Origin of the sequence: Salmonella sp. SAL04162 (genome assembly GCF_046551535.1) — a bacterium.
GTDB lineage: Bacteria > Pseudomonadota > Gammaproteobacteria > Enterobacterales > Enterobacteriaceae > Salmonella > Salmonella enterica.
Genome location: NZ_JBGDVX010000010.1, coordinates 95,236 through 113,156, shown reverse-complemented (window position 1 = coordinate 113,156; position 17,921 = coordinate 95,236). Strand labels below are relative to the sequence as shown.

The window sequence follows — 17,921 nt, the reverse complement described above, 5'->3', positions numbered from 1 at the left end:
CAACAGGAGCACATTATGGTTTCCACTCTGATTACCGTCGCCGTTATCGCCTGGTGTGCGCAACTGGCGCTGGGCGGCTGGCAGATTTCCCGCTTTAATCGAGCTTTCGATAAACTTAGCCAACAGGGACGGGTCGGCGTCGGGCGCTCCGGCGGGCGTTTTAAGCCCCGGGTGGTGGTTGCCGTGGCGCTGGACGAACAGCAGCGGGTGACGGACACTTTATTGATGAAAGGCCTTACGGTATTCGCCAGACCGGTTAAAATTGCCGCAATGCAAGGAAAACATTTGCATGAATTACAGCCTGATGTGATCTTTCCCCATGATTCGCTCGCGCAGAATGCACTATCATTGGCGCTTAAACTGAAACATGGGTAATTTCGTTGTGAATGCGTATAGCTTGCGAAATTATCATTTTGCAACCAATACCCTAAATAATTCGAGTTGCAGGAAGGCGGCGACGCAGTGAATCCCAGGAGCGTACATCAGTACGTGACCGGGGTAAGCGAGGAAAGCCAACGCACATGCAGCGTGAAGTATGACGGGTAAATACATAAGTCAGGGTAATCACGCCTATGAAACCTCGTCAGCGTCAGGCCGCGATTCTGGAGCACCTGCAAAAACAGGGAAAATGCTCGGTTGAAGAACTGGCCCAGTACTTTGACACGACAGGCACCACTATCCGTAAAGATCTGGTCATTCTGGAAAATGCCGGAACCGTCATCCGCACCTATGGCGGCGTGGTGTTGAATAAAGAAGAGTCCGATCCGCCTATTGATCACAAAACGCTTATCAACACCCACAAAAAAGCGCTGATAGCCGCAGCCGCTGTGAAATATATCCATGATGGCGATTCCATTATTCTGGACGCCGGAAGTACCGTGTTACAGATGGTGCCGTTGCTTTCGCGTTTTAGCAACATCACGGTGATGACCAACAGCCTCCATATTGTCAACGCGCTATCGGAACTGGACAACGAACAAACTATCCTGATGCCCGGCGGCACCTTCCGTAAAAAATCGGCGTCGTTTCACGGTCAACTGGCGGAAAACGCCTTTGAGCAATTCAGCTTTGATAAACTTTTCATGGGAACTGACGGTATTGACCTGAACGTCGGTGTGACCACGTTCAATGAGGTTTACACCGTCAGTAACGCAATGTGCAATGCAGCACGCGAGGTGATTCTGATGGCGGACTCCTCAAAATTTGGTCGTAAAAGCCCCAATGTGGTGTGCAGTCTGGAAACCGTCGACAAACTGATCACGGACGCGGGTATCGATCCGGCATTTCGTCAGGCGCTGGAAGCAAAAGGGATTGAAGTAATCATAACCGGAGAAAGCAATGAGTGATGCACTACTAAACGCGGGCCGTCAGACCTTAATGCTGGAGCTACATGAAGCCAGCCGTCTGCCGGAGCGTCTGGGCGATGATTTTGTCCGCGCCGCCAATATCATTATTCACTGTGAAGGCAAAGTGATCGTTTCCGGTATTGGTAAATCAGGTCATATTGGTAAAAAAATCGCCGCGACGCTTGCCAGTACCGGTACTCCCGCTTTTTTTGTTCATCCGGCGGAAGCACTGCATGGCGATCTGGGGATGATTGAAAGCCGCGACGTGATGTTATTTATCTCCTATTCCGGCGGCGCAAAAGAACTCGACCTCATCATCCCGCGTCTGGAAGATAAATCCGTCGCGCTGCTGGCGATGACCGGTAAACCTCACTCTCCGCTGGGGCGAGCGGCAAAAGCCGTTCTGGATATTTCCGTCGAGCGTGAAGCCTGCCCGATGCATCTGGCACCGACGTCCAGTACCGTCAATACGCTGATGATGGGCGATGCGCTGGCGATGGCAGTCATGCAGGCGCGCGGTTTTAACGAAGAAGATTTCGCCCGTTCGCATCCGGCTGGCGCACTGGGCGCGCGTTTGCTCAATAATGTGCATCACCTGATGCGCCAGGGCGATGCAATACCGCAGGTGATGCTCGCCACCAGCGTAATGGATGCCATGCTGGAACTTAGCCGTACCGGACTGGGGCTGGTGGCAGTTTGCGATGAGCAACATGTTGTGAAAGGCGTCTTTACCGACGGCGACCTGCGTCGCTGGCTGGTGGGCGGCGGCGCGCTCACCACGCCGGTAAGCGAAGCCATGACGCCCAACGGTATTACGCTCCAGGCGCAAAGCCGCGCTATTGACGCCAAAGAGCTCCTGATGAAACGCAAAATTACCGCCGCGCCGGTGGTCGTTGAAAACGGCAAACTCACCGGCGCCATTAACCTACAGGATTTCTACCAGGCGGGGATTATCTAATCCTTCAGTCCCAGACGCTTCGCCAGCCGATGCAGGTTGGCGACGTCGGTTTCCAGTGCCCGCGCGCTGGCCGCCCAGTTATGATTATTTTGCGCCAGCGCCTGGCGAATCATCTCTCGCTGAAAGTTCTCCGTCGATTCGCGCAAATTGCGGCAAGTCGGCAGCGCCAGAAAGCTTTCCGCAGGCGGCGCGGGTAAAACGTCCTCTGACAAGGCAAAATGCTGCGCCTCCAGTATCACCTCATCCCCTGCCCGGGTCGCTCTCGCCAGTACAACCGCACGGTGAATGGCATGTTCCAGTTCCCGGACGTTGCCCGGCCAGCCATAGTTGAGCAAATGGCGGCGCGCGCCGGGACTCAGCACCACGCGGGACAGCCCCAGCCGCAGTCGGCACTGCTCGCAAAAATAGCCCGCCAACAGCACCACATCATCGCCGCGCTCGCGCAGCGGCGGCACAAAGAGCGGGAAAACGCTCAGGCGATGGAACAGATCGGCGCGAAAACGTCCCGCCAGCACCTCTTCACGCAGGTCACGGTTGGTCGCCGCCAACACCCGCACATCCACGCGCAGGCTACGATCGTCGCCGACGCGCTGAATATCGCCATACTGCAACACGCGAAGCAGCTTGGCCTGTAGCGCCAGCGACAGTTCGCCAATCTCATCCAGAAACAGCGTACCGTTATCTGCCATTTCGAACTTACCGCTACGATTACTGATAGCCCCGGTAAAAGCCCCTTTTACATGACCAAACAACTCGCTCTCCGCCACGCTTTCCGGCAGCGCGGCGCAGTTGAGATAGACCAGCGGATTGACCGCTCTGGGGGAGCCCTGGTGAATAGCTTTCGCCACCAGCTCTTTACCGGTCCCCGTTTCACCGCCGATCAGCACGTTAAGATCGGAGCCCGCCACAATCTCGATCTCTTTTTTCAACTGCGTCATCGCAGGCGACAGGCCGATCATGTGCGTCTCTTTTATCGGTTCAAACACGCCTGACGACCCCGGCAGCATGTTCTGGCTTTCCAGTTGTTCAATTAACAGCGCATTACTCAATGCCCCGGCGGCCAGCGCGGCGACAAGCCGTAGTTCTTCATCGCTAAATACCTCGAACTGCTCCGGCGTCATAGCATCAAGGGTCAGCGCACCGATGAGGTTCTGTCCGGCAAACAGCGGCAGACCAACACAGGCGTGGACTTTCAGGCTTTCCTGTCCGGGAATTAACCCGTCATACGGATCGGGCAAATCGCTATCAGCCGGAAAACGCACCACGTCCCCCGCGCGGGCGATGGCTTCCAGGCGCGGATGCCCTTCCAGGGTAAAACGTCTGCCGAGGACGTCCTGCGCCAGGCCATCAATCGCCAGTGGAATAAATTGTCGTGATTCATAGCGCAGCAGCGCCGAGGCGTCGCACGCCAGCACCTGACGCAGCGTAGTAATCAACCGCTGAAAACGATCCTGATGCCCAATGCCGCGTTGTAACTCAATGGCGATGCCCGCCAATACCTCCACGGAAAAACTCATGGTTACCTCATTGTCATTTTGACAACCTATAGTGTCATATTGACAGCATCATTTATAGTCTTTTTGACTATATCAAAAATACAAACTTATTATAAATTCATATAAATCAATAAGATGTAAAGTTGGCACACTACCTGCAATAAGCAAAACAACTTTTTGCAAACGTTGAATGAATTGAGGTGGTTATGTCTATCCTGGTTAAAAATAATATTCATTGGGTTGGCCAGCGCGACTGGGAAGTTCGTGATTTTCACGGCACTGAATACAAAACGCTGCGAGGCAGCAGCTATAACAGCTATCTCATTCGTGAAGAAAAGAATGTGCTGATCGATACCGTCGATCATAAGTTTAGCCGTGAGTTTGTGCAAAACTTGCGCAGTGAAATCGACCTCGCGGATATCGACTACATCATCATTAACCATGCCGAAGAAGACCATGCAGGCGCGCTGACCGAACTGATGGCGCAGATCCCGGACACGCCTATCTACTGTACCGCCAACGCCATTGACTCTATCAACGGCCATCACCATCACCCGGAATGGAATTTTAAGGTGGTGAAAACCGGCGATACGCTGGATATCGGCAACGACAAGCAGTTGATCTTCGTGGAAACGCCGATGCTGCACTGGCCGGACAGCATGATGACCTATATGACCGGCGACGCGGTGTTATTCAGCAACGACGCCTTTGGTCAGCACTATTGCGACGAGCGCCTGTTCAATGATGAAGTGGACCAAACCGAACTGTTTGAACAATGCCAGCGCTACTACGCCAATATCCTGACGCCGTTCAGCCGTCTGGTAACGCCAAAAATTACCGAAATCCTCGGCTTCAACCTGCCGGTGGATATGATTGCCACCTCACACGGCGTGGTATGGCGCGACAACCCAACGCAAATCGTGGAACTGTATCTGAAATGGGCGGCAGATTATCAGGAAGATCGTATCACTATTTTCTACGATACCATGTCGAACAATACTCGCATGATGGCGGATGCCATCGCACAGGGTATCAATGAAGTGGACCCGAACGTGGCGGTCAAAATCTTTAACGTCGCCCGCAGCGATAAAAATGAAATACTGACCAATGTCTTCCGTTCGAAAGGCGTGCTGGTCGGCACTTCTACCATGAACAACGTGATGATGCCGAAAATCGCTGGTCTGGTGGAAGAGATGACCGGCCTGCGCTTTCGCAACAAACGCGCCAGCGCCTTCGGTTCTCATGGCTGGAGCGGCGGCGCGGTGGATCGACTGTCCACGCGCTTACAGGATGCCGGTTTTGAAATGTCCCTGAGTCTGAAAGCAAAATGGCGTCCGGATCTGGATGCGCTGGAGTTGTGCCGTCAGCACGGTCGCGACATCGCGCGTCAGTGGGCGCTTGCTCCGCTGCCGGAAACCACACAGAAAACCGCGCCAGCCGAAGAAATCACAACCTGCGCCGCCGCAGACCTCGGCCCTAAAATGCAATGCAGCGTATGCCAGTGGATTTACGACCCTGCGCAGGGCGAGCCGTTGCAGGATGTCGCGCCGGGTACGCCGTGGAGCGACGTGCCGGATAACTTCCTGTGCCCGGAATGTTCATTAGGTAAAGACGTGTTCGACGTACTGGCGACGGAGGCAAAATGAGTCGGGGGATCATCATTATTGGGTCGGGCTTCGCCGCCCGCCAGCTCGTCAAAAATATCCGTAAACAAGATGCGCATGTGCCGTTAACCCTGATTGCGGCGGACAGTATGGATGAGTACAACAAGCCCGATCTCAGCCACGTTATCAGCCAGTCGCAGCGCGCCGATGATCTCACCCGCCAGTTAGCGGGGGAATTTGCTGAACAGTTTAATCTGCGACTGTTCCCGCATACCTGGGTTGCTGACATTGATGCCGATGCCCATGTGGTGAAAAGTCAGGATAAGCAGTGGCAGTACGACAAGCTGGTACTGGCGACCGGGGCGACAGCCTTTGTGCCGCCGATTGCAGGACGTGAGTTAATGCTTACTTTGAATAGCCAGCAGGAGTACCGCGCCTGTGAGACACAACTGCGCGACGCGCAGCGAGTGCTGATTGTCGGCGGCGGTCTCATTGGCAGTGAATTAGCGATGGATTTCTGCCGCGCCGGGAAAACGGTAACTCTGATGGATAACGCCGCCAGCCTTCTCGCCTCACTGATGCCACCGGAAGTGAGCAGTCGCTTACAGCATCACCTGACCGATATGGGGGTGCATCTGCTGCTGAAATCGCAGTTGCAAAAACTGGAGAAAACCGAAGCCGGTATCCGCGCTACGCTGGTAAGCCAGCGTAGTATTGAGGTCGATGCGGTGATTGCCGCCACCGGCTTACGCCCGGAAACCGCTCTGGCGCGCCGCGCCGGGGTAGTCGTCAACCGCGGCGTCTGCGTGGATAGCTATCTACAGACCAGTCACCCGGATATTTATGCGATCGGCGATTGCGCGGAAATCAACGGTCAGGTGCTGCCCTTCCTGCAACCGATCCAGCTAAGCGCGATGTACCTGGCGAAAAATCTGTCTGGCGGCAACGTGCCGCTGAAGCTACCGGCGATGCTGGTCAAAGTCAAAACGCCGGAACTGCCGCTGCATCTGGCGGGAGAAACTCAGCGCCGTGATTTAAGCTGGCAGATTACCGCAGAATCTGACGGTATGATTGCCAAAGGCATGAGCGGAGAAGGCCAACTACGCGCCTTTGTGGTGAGTGAAGACCGCATGAAAGAGGCCTTTGCACTACTGAAAACGTTGTCCGTATAAGCCTGTGATGCCGGATGGCGCCGCTTCGCGTCTTATCCGGCCCACGAGTGAGCATCTATTTACAGGCCGAATAAGGCGCAGCCGCCATCCGGTGCCCTACACTTCCCTTAATGCTCGCGCTGCGGCAATCACGCCCTGTCCAAACGACAGTCCGCCGTCGCCCGCCGGTAACCGCTGCGGAAATAACAATTTAAAATCAGAAAGATAAAAGGCAAGACGCGCGCGAAGTAAGCGGTTGTGTATCACCCCGCCGCTGAAGACCAGAGTGGTTATCCCCCGCGCCGTAGCCTGCTGGCGCATTAGCGTGGCAAACCCGCACGCCAGCGCATCATGAAAAGCCCAGGCGCGTTGCGCGGGCGTGGCCTGCCAGTTCAACCATTGCCGCCAGAAAACAGCGACGTCCAGTTGAGCGCCGTTAAGCGGCATCGTTACCGGATGCTCAACGTTAGCGCATTGAGAGGCCAGCGCCTCCAGCGCGCAGGCGGCCTCGCCCTCATAGCTAAGCGATGCTGGCGCGCAGCGAAGCGCGGCAGCCACCGCGTCAAACAACCGCCCGCAGGAAGACGCCAATGGGGCATTGACGCCGCGCTCAATGGCGCGCGCCAGGACACTCCAGTTTTGCTGTTGCAGCCCCGCTGTCTCCGGGTAATCCTGCCAGTCCGGCACAAAGCGCAGGCACTGCGCTAACAGATTACGCCACGGCTGTTTGGCAGCCAGATCGCCTCCCGGCAGCGCCACGGCGGGTAAACCACCTAAATGTTCGCATTCGCGATAATTGACCCGCAGACATTCTCCGCCCCATAGCGCGCCATTCTCACCCATGCCGATACCGTCTACCGTCAGGGCAATCACCTCTCCGCCGTCCAGCGGCCAACCATGCTCGGCCAGGCAAGCCGCCGCATGGGCATGATGGTGTAACACCGTCTCTGTCGGCAGACGCATCTCACTGGCCCACTGACTGGAAACATAGCCCGGATGCGCGTCACAGACGATACGCTCTGGCGTAAAATCGTAGATTGACTGGATCAAACGCAATGCCTCGCGCCACTGCGCCTGGATACCGTCATCGCTGAGATCGCCCAAATGTTGGCTGACAACCGCCTGTTCGCCGCGTACCAGACAGAACGTGTTTTTCAGATCCGCGCCCAGACAAAGTATCGGCGGCACATCGCGAAATCCGGGCGGCAACGCAATCGCGTCCGGCACGTATCCCCGCGAACGACGCAGCATTTCGCCGCTGTCGCGCACGACAGAGTCGTCCATGCGCTGAACAATGTCGCGATTGTGCAACAAAAAACCATCGGCAATATCGTGTAAATCGTCCAGCGCCTGTTCGTTGGTGATGGCGGGCGGTTTGCCGCTCAGGTTGCCGGATGTCATCACCAGCGGGTAATTGAGCGCCTGCAACAAGAGATGTTGCAACGGGTTGGCTGGCAGCATCACGCCCACCTCCGTAAGCCCTGGCGCGATGCCCTCACCCAGCGCAGGTACATACTGCTTATCCACCAGCACAATCGGGGCCGCTGGCGTGGTCAGCAGCGAACGCGCCGCGCTCGGCAGCGTTTGCGCCGTGGGCAACATCACCGCCAATGGTTTCGCCGGGCGATGTTTACGCGCCCGCAGCATCGCCACTGCGTTATCGTTGCGCGCATCGCAGGCCAGATGAAAACCACCCAGCCCTTTAACGGCAATAATGCCCCCGGCGTTCAGTTGGGCGACCGCCGCCTGCAAAGCCGCCTCTTTTTCCGCTCGTTCATGTTGGCTCCGCCACTCAAGATGCGGCCCGCATGACGGACAGGCAACGGGCTGGGCATGAAAACGGCGATCGTACGGATCGCGGTATTCGCTGTCGCATTCCGGACACAAGGGAAACGCCGCCATCACCGTAAATGGCCGGTCATAGGGCATAGCGCGAATAATGGTGAAGCGTGGTCCGCAGTGGGTGCAATTGATGAAAGGATAACGGTAGCGCCGCTCGCCAGGGGTATTCATCTCGGCAAGACATGCCGGGCAGGTCGCCGCATCCGGCACGATTTGCGTGTTCATCGAACCGCCTGCGCTCTGACGAATAGCGAAATCCGTCGGTGCGCGCTCCCATATCAACGACGCGTGTTCAACGCTGTCAATGCGCGCCAGCGGCGGGCAATCCTGATAGAGCGCGGCAATAAATTGCGACGGCTCTTCCAGCAGCCGAACGACGACGCCGTCGCCGTCATTACACACGTCGCCGTGTAATCGCAACTGCTGCGCCAGCTGCCAGACAAAAGGACGAAAACCGACGCCCTGTACTTTGCCCCGAATGCGTAGCTGTACGCCGGAAGGTGTGTCTATCGCCATCTTATTTTCCCGCCATCATCGAACCCGGATGCCTGATGGCGCGACGCTTATCAGGTCTACAACCGCACGGACCGTAGACCGGATAAGGCATTGATACCGCCATCCGGCAATGCTTTGTGGCGTATTCTACGCGCAATCGCAGAAATCAGAAAAGCAGCGATGCCGTTGAATCCAGCGCCGCACGACGGCGTTTTTCCGCGCTCAGCTGTTCAAGCTTATTGCGGTCAACGCAGATGAGGGCGTGCGTTGGGCAAGCGGCCATACAGGCCGGACCGGCCTCACGGTGGTGACATAGATCGCACTTGTTGGCTTCGGCTTTTTCGGCACGCACGTTCAGCCCCGCGCCGCTATTGCGAACCACCGGACGTACCACCACGTCCATGGCGCCGTAAGGACATGCCACTACGCAAGTTTTACAGCCAATGCAGCGTTCCTGCATCACATGAACAAAGCCTTTGTCACGGCTGATGGCGCCATTCGGGCAAACGTTGGCGCACGGCGCGTCTTCACACTGGCGACACAGCGTTGCCGTGGAAACGTTCACGCCTTTGATGACATGGATACGAGGTAAAAAGGTTTCAGGGGTCAGCGATGCGCAATCCTGATTTTCCTGATGGGATACGACGCAAGCCACTTCACAGGTACGGCAACCAATGCACTTACTCGCGTCTGCAATGATGAAACGGTTCATCAAATTCTCCAGCAATAACAGATGATGTGCCGATATATACACGAATCGTGCCAATTTTTATTTCATTGTTATTTAAGAATATTATTTCTATTTTCGTGAGCATTTACGTGTCATCGTCACAAGTGTCGATGACACGTAATGTCGCCAGTGGTGGTCAAAATTTGCAGTGATAGCCAGCCAACTCTGCACCGCAACTGGCATCAATCCTGATTAACGCCTGGCAATACGTTACCGCGTATTAAACAGCGCTGCGTAAGGGAAAGATCGTCCGTTTGCGGATTCCTTCCGGCAATAGGTTTGATAATTAATTTACGGCCAGGATAGTGATTAAAACGGGTCAGCGCCGGATAACTCAACCGGCCAAACCAGCCGTGTACGCGCTGCCAGCGGGCGTCCTTCACCTGATATAAATTGGTTATCCAGTAGCCTGAGTCAAACTGCATATCCAACAGTTGCGTGCGACCATTGCCCTGTAAATCAAGCAAATCATCGACACCAGTATCGGTCGCGGAATAAAACCCCCACGGTTCAAAGACGCAGGGGCGGCCATTCTTGAGAAAGGTGAAAATGATGTATTGCGCGCTCGGCGCCAGGCCCAACCCAGGATTGCCCAACCAGATAACCAGGTCCTGAATGCCGTTACGATCGAGGTCAGCGCGATAAAATTGCGCATTACCCGCCAAATTAATCAGCCTTCCCACCGGGACAACCCACGAATTACCGGCTCTGTCTTTTCCGCTAATCCGCCATTCGTTATCTTTTTTCGGCTCCGGCAGTAGCGTCACGCCACTGACTCCGACCTGGCGAAAATGCCAGGTCTGGTCGGGCGATACAGAATAAGGCAGGGTCAACAGCGGCTTCAGCGCACGCTTTTGCGCATATTCACCGTCGCTCATCGGCAGGTAACCGACAAAATCGGTGGCCAGCGCGCGCACGGCGAGGCAGAGAAATAGCAGTCCGCTCCATACGATAATCTTCACGTCCTGCTTACAACCGTTGCCGGGTAACTCAAATTCTCCCTAAATATGTGCGCATTTTACGCCTCCGGCGCTTCCAGCGCGGCAAATCCGCCGTTTCCCTGCCATCCTTCCAGGCGCTGATAGACGATGTTTACCGCGTCCTTAATCGGTTGAGTCATCGGATAATAAAACCCGACGATATCCGGCTGGATACCAAGAAAAATCACCTCGCCGACATCCTCTTTGAGCTGATCGACCAGGTAGTTCAGCGGCATATTGTGGGTGGTCATCATAAACATTTCGGCGATATCATCCGGATCGATAATGCGGATCTCGCCCGGATTAAGCCCCATGTCGGTGGCGTCGACAATCAACAGACGCTGCGGGCGCAGTTCGCGAATCGCCACAATGTCGTTTTCCGGCGCGCTGCCGCCATCAATCACCACCCAATTACCCTTCGGCTGCGCCGCGCACATTTCCGCCAGTAGCGGGCCTGCGCCGTCGTCGCCCATCATGCTGTTGCCGACACAGAGTAAAACGTCAGTCACGAAGCCTCCTCACCATCAGGTAGATGGCGCTTTCCTGATGAATGTCATGCAGCATACTGAGCATCAGTTTGCTCCATTCTTGCTGCTGCGGGGTCTGCGCGGCGCGCGCCTCATCAAACGCGCGCGCCAGCATTTGCACATGGTTGAAATCGATGACGATCTCGCCATACTTCGGCACGCCTTCCATTTTACGCCGGGCATCGCTACCGGCTTCCAGGGTGGCGATCCACGCCAGATACTCATCCCATGGGCAGGTGAGCGCGGCCTCCAGACAATCGATGACCCCCAGGTGGTGACCAATCGCCAGGCTGTAATAGACAACCTGCTGCGCCTCGGCAGGCGTCGCATCGTTCTCATCAATAAACTTACGGCTCAGTTGACTGAACACCACCTGTTCGCTCATCGGATACGCGCCTCTTCAACAACATGATTGAGATGGGTGACAATTTCGGTTAAACGCGGATCGTTTTCCGCTTCCAGCCAGCGCGCCACTTGCTGCTCGCCCTGCCCCAACTGTGTCAGGTAATCATCGGCGATCTGACGACCATAGCGATACCCCGCCAGCCGGCGCGCCGCGCGATCCACCTTCACGCGCAGCGGCTGCACCATATCCGGATGCAGGATCTCTGCGGGCTGATCGTCCAGCTCACCCGGCGCGCGGGCGTGGATTTTCTGCTCCAGCAGGCCAAGCGCCATCGCAAAGCCATACAGCGTGGCGGCAGGCGTTGGCGGGCAGCCTGGAATGTAGACATCTACCGGGACGATTTTATCCGTACCGCCCCATACGCAGTACAGATCATGGAAGATGCCGCCGCTGTTGCCGCAGGCGCCGTAAGAGATACAGATTTTCGGGTCCGGCGCCGACTGCCAGGCGCGCAGCGCCGGAGAGCGCATGGCGCGGGTCACCGCGCCGGTAAACAGCAGAATATCGGCATGACGCGGCGACGGTACCACTTTGATGCCGAAACGCTCGGCATCAAACAGCGGCGACAGCGTCGCAAAGATTTCGATTTCACAGCCGTTACAGCCGCCGCAGTCCACGCGGTAAACGTATGCCGAACGCTTAATATTTTTCAGTAGAGACGCTTTCATGCTGGCGATGGATTCATCCACCGTCATCGGTACCGGAATGCCGTTGGCGTCACGCGGGCCTAATAAATTGCTCATTAGCTGACCTCTTTCATATGGCGAGTCAGTTCAATACGGTCGGACGGCACCAGGCATTTCTGACGCTTACAGTCCGGGCAGGTCTCAAAGCTTTCGCGGTGGTTTTCCGCGCGGTTGTCGCCGTTGTGCGCAAGCAGCGCAATGGCGTAGTCAATCTCTTTCTGTACCGCGAAAGGACGATTGCACACGCGGCAGTTGCACAGCGCAAAGCGGGACTGTTGCAGGAAATCTTCTTTCTTCCACACCGCCAGTTCGTACTCTTGCGACAGTTTAATCGCCGCCGTCGGGCACACCTCTTCGCAGCGACCGCAGAAGATACAACGGCCAAGATTGAACTGCCACGCCAGCTCATTGGTCGCAAGATCGGTTTCCACCGTCAGCGCGTTCGACGGGCAGGCATTAACGCAGGCGGCGCAGCCGATGCACTGCTGCGGATTATGTTCCGGCTTGCCGCGGAAGTTTTTATCAACCGCAATCGGCTCCAGCGGATAAGACGAGGTCGCCGTGCCGGTTTTGATAACTTTTTTGATAAAGGTAAACATGGCGATTCCTTATTTCAGCGGCGAGTTTTTACGCTCAATGCTGTAGCGCTCAAGTTCTTTGTACGGCACGACTTTGCTCTTCTTCTTACGTACATCGACCACGGTCATCCGGTCGGTACAGGAGTAGCAAGGGTCGAGGCTGCCGATAATCAGCGGCGCATCGGAGACGGTGTTGCCGCGCAGCATATAGCGCAGCGTCGGCCAGTTGGCGTAGGTCGCCGCACGACAGCGCCAGCGGTAAAGCTTTTGGTTGTCGCCGGTCATGCTCCAGTGGATATCGTCACCACGCGGCGCTTCGGCAAAGCCGAGCGCAAAACGGTGCGGAATATAGGTAAAGCCTTCCACCATCAGCGGGCCGCCCGGCAGATTATCCAGACCGAAATCGATCATATTCAGCGAGGTGTAAACTTCGTTGATACGGACTTTCAGACGAGAAATCACATCGCAGCCCTGCTCGCTGTGCACTTCCATCGGCAGCAGGCCATAGCCCACAAACGGGTGGTCGGCGCGGGTGTCGCGGGCGTGACCGCTGGCGCGCACCATCGGGCCGACATTACTGAAGTCACGGGCAATTTCCGGGTCCAGACGGCCGATACCCACGGTACGCTGTTCCATATTCGGCGTGCTCAGCAGCATGTCCACCAGCTCCTGCACGTCACGACGCATCTGCTGCGCCAGTTGACGGGTCTGGATCATGTCCTCTTTGAGCAGATCGCGGCGAATCCCGCCGATCAGGTTCAGACCGTAAGTTTTGCGCGCCCCGGTAAGGATCTCTGCCATCTTCATGGAGGTTTCACGCACGCGGAAGAACTGCATAAAGCCGGAGTCAAAGCCGGTAAAGTGGCAGGCCAGGCCGAGGTTGAGCAGATGCGAGTGCAGACGTTCCACTTCCAGCAGAATAGCGCGGATCATCTGCGCACGTTCCGGCACCTGAATGCCCATCGCGTTTTCCACGGAAGTGGTGTAGGCGGTGCTGTGGGCGAAGCCGCAGATACCACACACGCGATCCGACAGGAACGTCACTTCGTTATAACCCATACGGGTTTCCGCCAGTTTTTCCATGCCGCGGTGGACATAGAACAGACGGTAGTCGGCGTCGATAATGTTTTCGCCATCGACGAACAGACGGAAGTGGCCCGGTTCATCGGAAGTGACATGCAGCGGGCCAATCGGCACCACGTTATTTTTCTTGTCACCCAGCTCGTTAATGAACTCGTAGGTTTCCGCATCGGTGGTCGGCGCCGGGCGCTGACGATAATCCATGCTGTCTTTACGCAGCGGATAGAGTTCATCCGGCCAGTCGTCCGGCAGCACCAGACGGCGCTCGTCCGGCAGACCGACCGGGATTAAACCGTACATGTCGCGTACTTCGCGCTCACCCCACACGGCAGCCGGCACGCGCGGCGTAACGGATGGGAATTCCAGCTTATTGGCATCCACTTCAACGCGGACGGTAATCCAGCACTTCGTGCCCTGCTCCATCGACAGCACGTAATAAACGGCATAGTGGCCGCACAACTGGCGTTCGTCATTACCGAACAGCACCGACAACCACCCACCCTGCTGGTAGTAAAGAAACTCCACCACTTCCGGCAGATAGTTCACTTTTACCGTAATAGTCAGCTGATCTTTGGTCTGCCAGGCTTCGTCCAGCACGACGCCCGGAAACGCCTGGTGCAGCGCCGCAAGGTATTGTTGACCTAATTTTTCTTCAGACATGCTCAAACTCTCTTAAATCACGCCGCCAGCAAGGAGACGAAGGCTAAAAACGCAAACCCAAAACCGGCCCAGGTCACGCGTGAAGTGGCGCAAAAACGCAGTCGCGCCATGCTGTTTTCAAACAGGGCGATCACCAGTACGCCGACAATCAGCTTGACGACGGCAATCACCAGCGCCAGCAACAGTCCGCCTGCGCTGAAGGTTTCCATTTGTCCCCACGGCAGAAACACGCCGACGAACATTTGCAGCACCACCAGTTGTTTCAGGCTGATGCCCCATTTCAGCACCGCAAAGCCGCTACCGCTGTATTCGGTCAACGGCCCTTCCTGCAACTCCTGCTCCGCTTCCGCCAGGTCGAACGGCAGCTTGCCCATTTCGATAAAGGTGGCGAAGGCGCAGGCGCACAGCGCCAGAATCAGCGGAATACTGCGCGCGACAGGCCAGTGATAAATGGTATCGGCGATATTGCTGATATGAGTTGAACCCGCCACCTGCGCGGCGACCCACAGACCCAGCAGCAGAATCGGCTCCACCAGCACGCCGAGCATCGCTTCACGGCTGGCGCCGATCGCGGTGAACGGACTGCCGGTATCCAGGCCTGCAATAGAGAAGAAGAAGCGCGCGATGGCGAACAGGTAAATCAGGGTGATTAAATCACCCAGTTGCGGCAACGGAGATCCAACGGTGACGACCGGCAGTGCGGTGGCGATAGTCAGCATCACGCCGACCATCACAAACGGCGTCAGGCGAAAAACCCAGCCGGAATCCGCGGGCGCAATACTCTGACGACCGAGCAGTTTGATAATGTCGCGGTACTCCTGCAACACGCCCGGCCCTCGGCGATTGTGTAGACGGGCGCGCGCCACGCGAGTAATACCGGACAGCAATGGCGCAACGGCAAATAGCACCAGCGCCTGAATTAACGGATAAAACACACTCATTTTCAGGCTCCTCGTGAAACCACAATCACCACCAGCACCGCCAGCTCAATCAGCGCCAGACGACGGAACAGCACCGCTGCCGCCGCGTTCTGCCAGCCCGGCACCAGCGATACCGGGTTCAGCCATTTACGCAGTTTAAGTACCGGGGCAAAGGCCTCTTTCACCGGCATGGCGAAACCGTGCGCGGTAATCACCATCGACTGCTCATGGTCGTAGCCGCACACCCAGGCCGCGCCGCGAGAACGCGACGGCAGACGGTTGCCTTTGAACATCGCCATAATGATGAACGGCAGTAGCGGACAGGCGACCAACAGCAGCGTGATCATCGGCTGCGATACGGTGGTGTGCGCGGTTTCCAGCGGCAACGGTACCGCAGTGGAAATCATCGGCAGCAGCCACGGCGCGGCAACCCCGCCCAGTACGCAGCAAATCGCCAATGCCACCACGCTGACGCCCATCAGGATCGGCGCGCAGCTGGCATTTTCAGCTTCCTTCGTGCGCGGCGCGCCAAGGAACGTCACGCCGTAAACTTTCGCCATACACATCACCGCCAGCGCGCCGGTAATCGCCAGGCCAACCGCCAGCAGCGGTCCTAACAGACGACCAACAAACGCGCCGCTGTTGCCCAGTTTGAAGAAGGACTGGTAAATCACCCACTCGCCGGCAAAGCCGTTCAGCGGCGGCAACGCAGCCATCGCCATCAGACCGACCAGCATGGCGATAGAAATAACCGGCATCCGTTTACCAATACCGCCCAGTTTTTCGATATCGCGATGACCGGTACGGAACCAGATGCTGCCCGCGCCCAGAAACAGCACGCTTTTGAACAGGCTATGGTTCAGCAGGTGATAGAGCCCGCCGGTCAGACCCAGCGCGATCAGTACCGGCTGATTGAGAGCAATCCCGGTAACGCCTGCGCCCAGACCGAGCAAAATGATGCCGATATTTTCCAGCGTGTGGTAGGCCAGCAGGCGCTGAATGTTATGCTCCATCAGCGCGTACAAACCACCGACAAAGGCGGTGATCATCCCAAGCACCAACAGCGCCACGCCCCACCACAGCGGCGCATTGCCGCCAAGCAGAGATAGCGTGAGAATGCCCAGCAGCCCGATTTTCATCACCACGGTCGAGAACAGCGCGGCGGCGGGAGCGCTGGCGTTGGCGTGCGCCTGCGGCACCCAACCGTGTAGCGGGATAATCCCGGCCAGCAGACCAAAGCCGATAACACCGAGCAGCCAGATATCGGAGCCCAGCGGCAGTTGCTGAGCGCGTTGATCCAGCAGCCCCAGATCCAGCGTGCCGTAGCGCTGCCACACCAGCCAGCAGGCGATTGCCAGCAGCAGCGTACCGAGACGGCCCAGCGCAAACCACAGTTTGCCCTCTTTGCTACCGCCGGTAAGGAACACGGCGCAGAGCGCCATGATTTCCGCCATCACCACCATCGTCCCCAGGTTACTGGCGACCACAGCGCAGACGGCTGTCGCCATCAGCAGGTTGATCAACAGTCCGTTGGCTTTTACCTGTGGATGGCGATGCCAGTCGATATTGAACAGGCTGACGAACAGACCGCACAGCCCCAGCGTAATCAGCCAGATAGCATTCAGCGGCGTTATTTGCAGCATGTGACCGGTAAACGGCATCACGCCGCTCACCGTAACGGCGCTGGTCAGCGCGGTGAACCCCGCGCCTGCCGTACACAGGCTGCCGACCGCGCCGCCGATACCGGCAATCCAGCCGCTCAGCGCTTTATGAAACGAAAACAGAAACGCCAGAACGGCGGCGGCGGCAAACCACGCGACGCCGCTAGTAATCAGTGAAAGTGAACTCATTATGCATCCCCACTCTGAGCCTGCTGAAACAAGGTGAGATCGCCAAAATCGGTATTAAACGTCAGCTCACGTTTACGTTTGCTGGCGCGGGCGATATCCGTGTTCTCTACCAGGTGTAGCGCTTTAGTCGGGCACATCCGCACGCAGGCCGGGCCTTGCTCGTCAAAGCTGCACAGGTCGCATTTCACCGCGATAGCGCGCACGCCCGGCACCCAGTCGAGCAACGTACTGACGCGCGCAGGCGCTGGCGGCGCGGGCGGCGCTTTCGGCGTATTGGCGTTCGCCGGAATATGCAGCGGACGGCTGCCGGAAAACTCAATAGCGCCAAACGGACAGGCAATACCGCACAGTTTGCAGCTCACGCACAGGCTTTCATTAAGCTGGACAGCGCCGTCAACGCGATTAATCGCGTTAACCGGGCATACCGTGGCGCATGGCGCATCTTCACAGTGGTGACAAAGCTGCGGCGCAGATTCTTTTTCATTCAGCATCACTTTCAGGCGCGGCATTGACTGCAGGCCATGCTGGCGATGCGTCTCTGAACAGGCGGCCTCACAGGTGTGGCAGCCGATACAGAGAGTGGAGTCAGCAATTACAAAACGATTCACCAGG

Annotated in this window: 17 protein-coding genes; 5 read left to right on the top strand and 12 right to left on the bottom strand. The window is 56.9% G+C overall.

Annotation, left to right across the window (positions count from 1 at the left end; all coding sequences use genetic code 11):
• Positions 1 to 15: 15 nt before the first annotated feature.
• From gutM to gutQ, 3 genes are all read left to right on the top strand, one after another.
• The gene (gutM, locus tag ACLJRH_RS19030) at positions 16 to 375 is read left to right on the top strand and encodes a transcriptional regulator GutM (protein WP_000255198.1); all 360 of its coding nucleotides are present in this window, start codon (positions 16 to 18) and stop codon (positions 373 to 375) included.
• Positions 376 to 572: 197 nt separating this feature from the next.
• Positions 573 to 1,346 (top strand): glucitol operon DNA-binding transcriptional repressor SrlR, encoded by a 774-nt coding sequence (gene srlR / locus ACLJRH_RS19025; protein WP_000804536.1) that lies wholly within the window; start codon positions 573 to 575, stop codon positions 1,344 to 1,346.
• Positions 1,339 to 2,304 (top strand): arabinose-5-phosphate isomerase GutQ, encoded by a 966-nt coding sequence (gutQ, locus tag ACLJRH_RS19020; protein WP_410958100.1) that lies wholly within the window; start codon positions 1,339 to 1,341, stop codon positions 2,302 to 2,304. Before srlR ends, gutQ begins: the two co-directional genes overlap by 8 nt.
• Here gutQ and norR read toward each other — a convergent pair.
• Positions 2,301 to 3,821: a nitric oxide reductase transcriptional regulator NorR gene (gene norR, locus ACLJRH_RS19015; RefSeq protein ID WP_000010814.1), complete on the bottom strand. Its 1,521-nt coding sequence runs from the start codon at positions 3,819 to 3,821 to the stop codon at positions 2,301 to 2,303. The genes gutQ and norR overlap by 4 nt on opposite strands.
• A gap of 185 nt (positions 3,822 to 4,006) precedes the next feature.
• Here norR and norV point away from each other — a divergent pair, with 185 nt between their 5' ends.
• Positions 4,007 to 5,446: an anaerobic nitric oxide reductase flavorubredoxin gene (norV, locus tag ACLJRH_RS19010; RefSeq protein ID WP_000026000.1), complete on the top strand. Its 1,440-nt coding sequence runs from the start codon at positions 4,007 to 4,009 to the stop codon at positions 5,444 to 5,446.
• Complete coding sequence (gene norW / locus ACLJRH_RS19005) at positions 5,443 to 6,576, top strand: NADH:flavorubredoxin reductase NorW (RefSeq protein WP_000086339.1); 1,134 nt, start codon at positions 5,443 to 5,445, stop codon at positions 6,574 to 6,576. The genes norV and norW overlap by 4 nt, the downstream gene beginning before the upstream one ends.
• Before the next feature lie 96 nt (positions 6,577 to 6,672).
• On the opposite strand, the gene hypF is transcribed toward norW, so the two are convergent.
• The 11 genes from hypF to hycB form a co-directional block, all read right to left on the bottom strand.
• Positions 6,673 to 8,913, bottom strand: a complete 2,241-nt coding sequence (hypF, locus tag ACLJRH_RS19000; protein WP_000963424.1) for a carbamoyltransferase HypF — start codon at positions 8,911 to 8,913, stop codon at positions 6,673 to 6,675.
• Between the two features lie 145 nt (positions 8,914 to 9,058).
• On the bottom strand, positions 9,059 to 9,604 hold the full coding sequence (hydN, locus tag ACLJRH_RS18995; protein ID WP_001078787.1) for an electron transport protein HydN: 546 nt from the start codon (positions 9,602 to 9,604) through the stop codon (positions 9,059 to 9,061).
• Between the two features lie 200 nt (positions 9,605 to 9,804).
• The gene (locus ACLJRH_RS18990; protein ID WP_023136964.1) at positions 9,805 to 10,584 is read right to left on the bottom strand and encodes a hypothetical protein; all 780 of its coding nucleotides are present in this window, start codon (positions 10,582 to 10,584) and stop codon (positions 9,805 to 9,807) included.
• A 56-nt stretch (positions 10,585 to 10,640) separates the two neighbouring features.
• Positions 10,641 to 11,111: a hydrogenase maturation peptidase HycI gene (gene hycI / locus ACLJRH_RS18985; RefSeq protein ID WP_001635295.1), complete on the bottom strand. Its 471-nt coding sequence runs from the start codon at positions 11,109 to 11,111 to the stop codon at positions 10,641 to 10,643.
• Positions 11,104 to 11,514: a formate hydrogenlyase maturation HycH family protein gene (locus ACLJRH_RS18980; RefSeq protein WP_000003725.1), complete on the bottom strand. Its 411-nt coding sequence runs from the start codon at positions 11,512 to 11,514 to the stop codon at positions 11,104 to 11,106. Before ACLJRH_RS18980 ends, hycI begins: the two co-directional genes overlap by 8 nt.
• A complete protein-coding gene (gene hycG, locus ACLJRH_RS18975; protein ID WP_000067419.1) occupies positions 11,511 to 12,278 on the bottom strand; it encodes a formate hydrogenlyase subunit HycG in 768 nt (255 codons plus the stop codon). Before hycG ends, ACLJRH_RS18980 begins: the two co-directional genes overlap by 4 nt.
• A complete protein-coding gene (hycF, locus tag ACLJRH_RS18970; RefSeq protein ID WP_023223204.1) occupies positions 12,278 to 12,820 on the bottom strand; it encodes a formate hydrogenlyase subunit HycF in 543 nt (180 codons plus the stop codon). The genes hycG and hycF overlap by 1 nt, the downstream gene beginning before the upstream one ends.
• 9 nt (positions 12,821 to 12,829) lie before the next feature.
• Positions 12,830 to 14,539 carry a formate hydrogenlyase subunit HycE gene (gene hycE / locus ACLJRH_RS18965; protein WP_001288155.1) on the bottom strand — a complete coding sequence of 570 codons (1,710 nt, stop codon included), beginning with the start codon at positions 14,537 to 14,539 and terminating at the stop codon, positions 12,830 to 12,832.
• 17 nt (positions 14,540 to 14,556) lie between these two features.
• Positions 14,557 to 15,480, bottom strand: coding sequence for a respiratory chain complex I subunit 1 family protein (locus ACLJRH_RS18960; RefSeq protein ID WP_000110563.1), 924 nt, complete (start codon positions 15,478 to 15,480; stop codon positions 14,557 to 14,559).
• Positions 15,481 to 15,482: 2 nt separating this feature from the next.
• Positions 15,483 to 17,309, bottom strand: a complete 1,827-nt coding sequence (hycC, locus tag ACLJRH_RS18955) for a formate hydrogenlyase subunit 3 (protein ID WP_000097051.1) — start codon at positions 17,307 to 17,309, stop codon at positions 15,483 to 15,485.
• A complete protein-coding gene (gene hycB / locus ACLJRH_RS18950; protein WP_001079164.1) occupies positions 17,309 to 17,917 on the bottom strand; it encodes a formate hydrogenlyase subunit HycB in 609 nt (202 codons plus the stop codon). The genes hycC and hycB overlap by 1 nt, the downstream gene beginning before the upstream one ends.
• Positions 17,918 to 17,921: the final 4 nt, after the last annotated feature.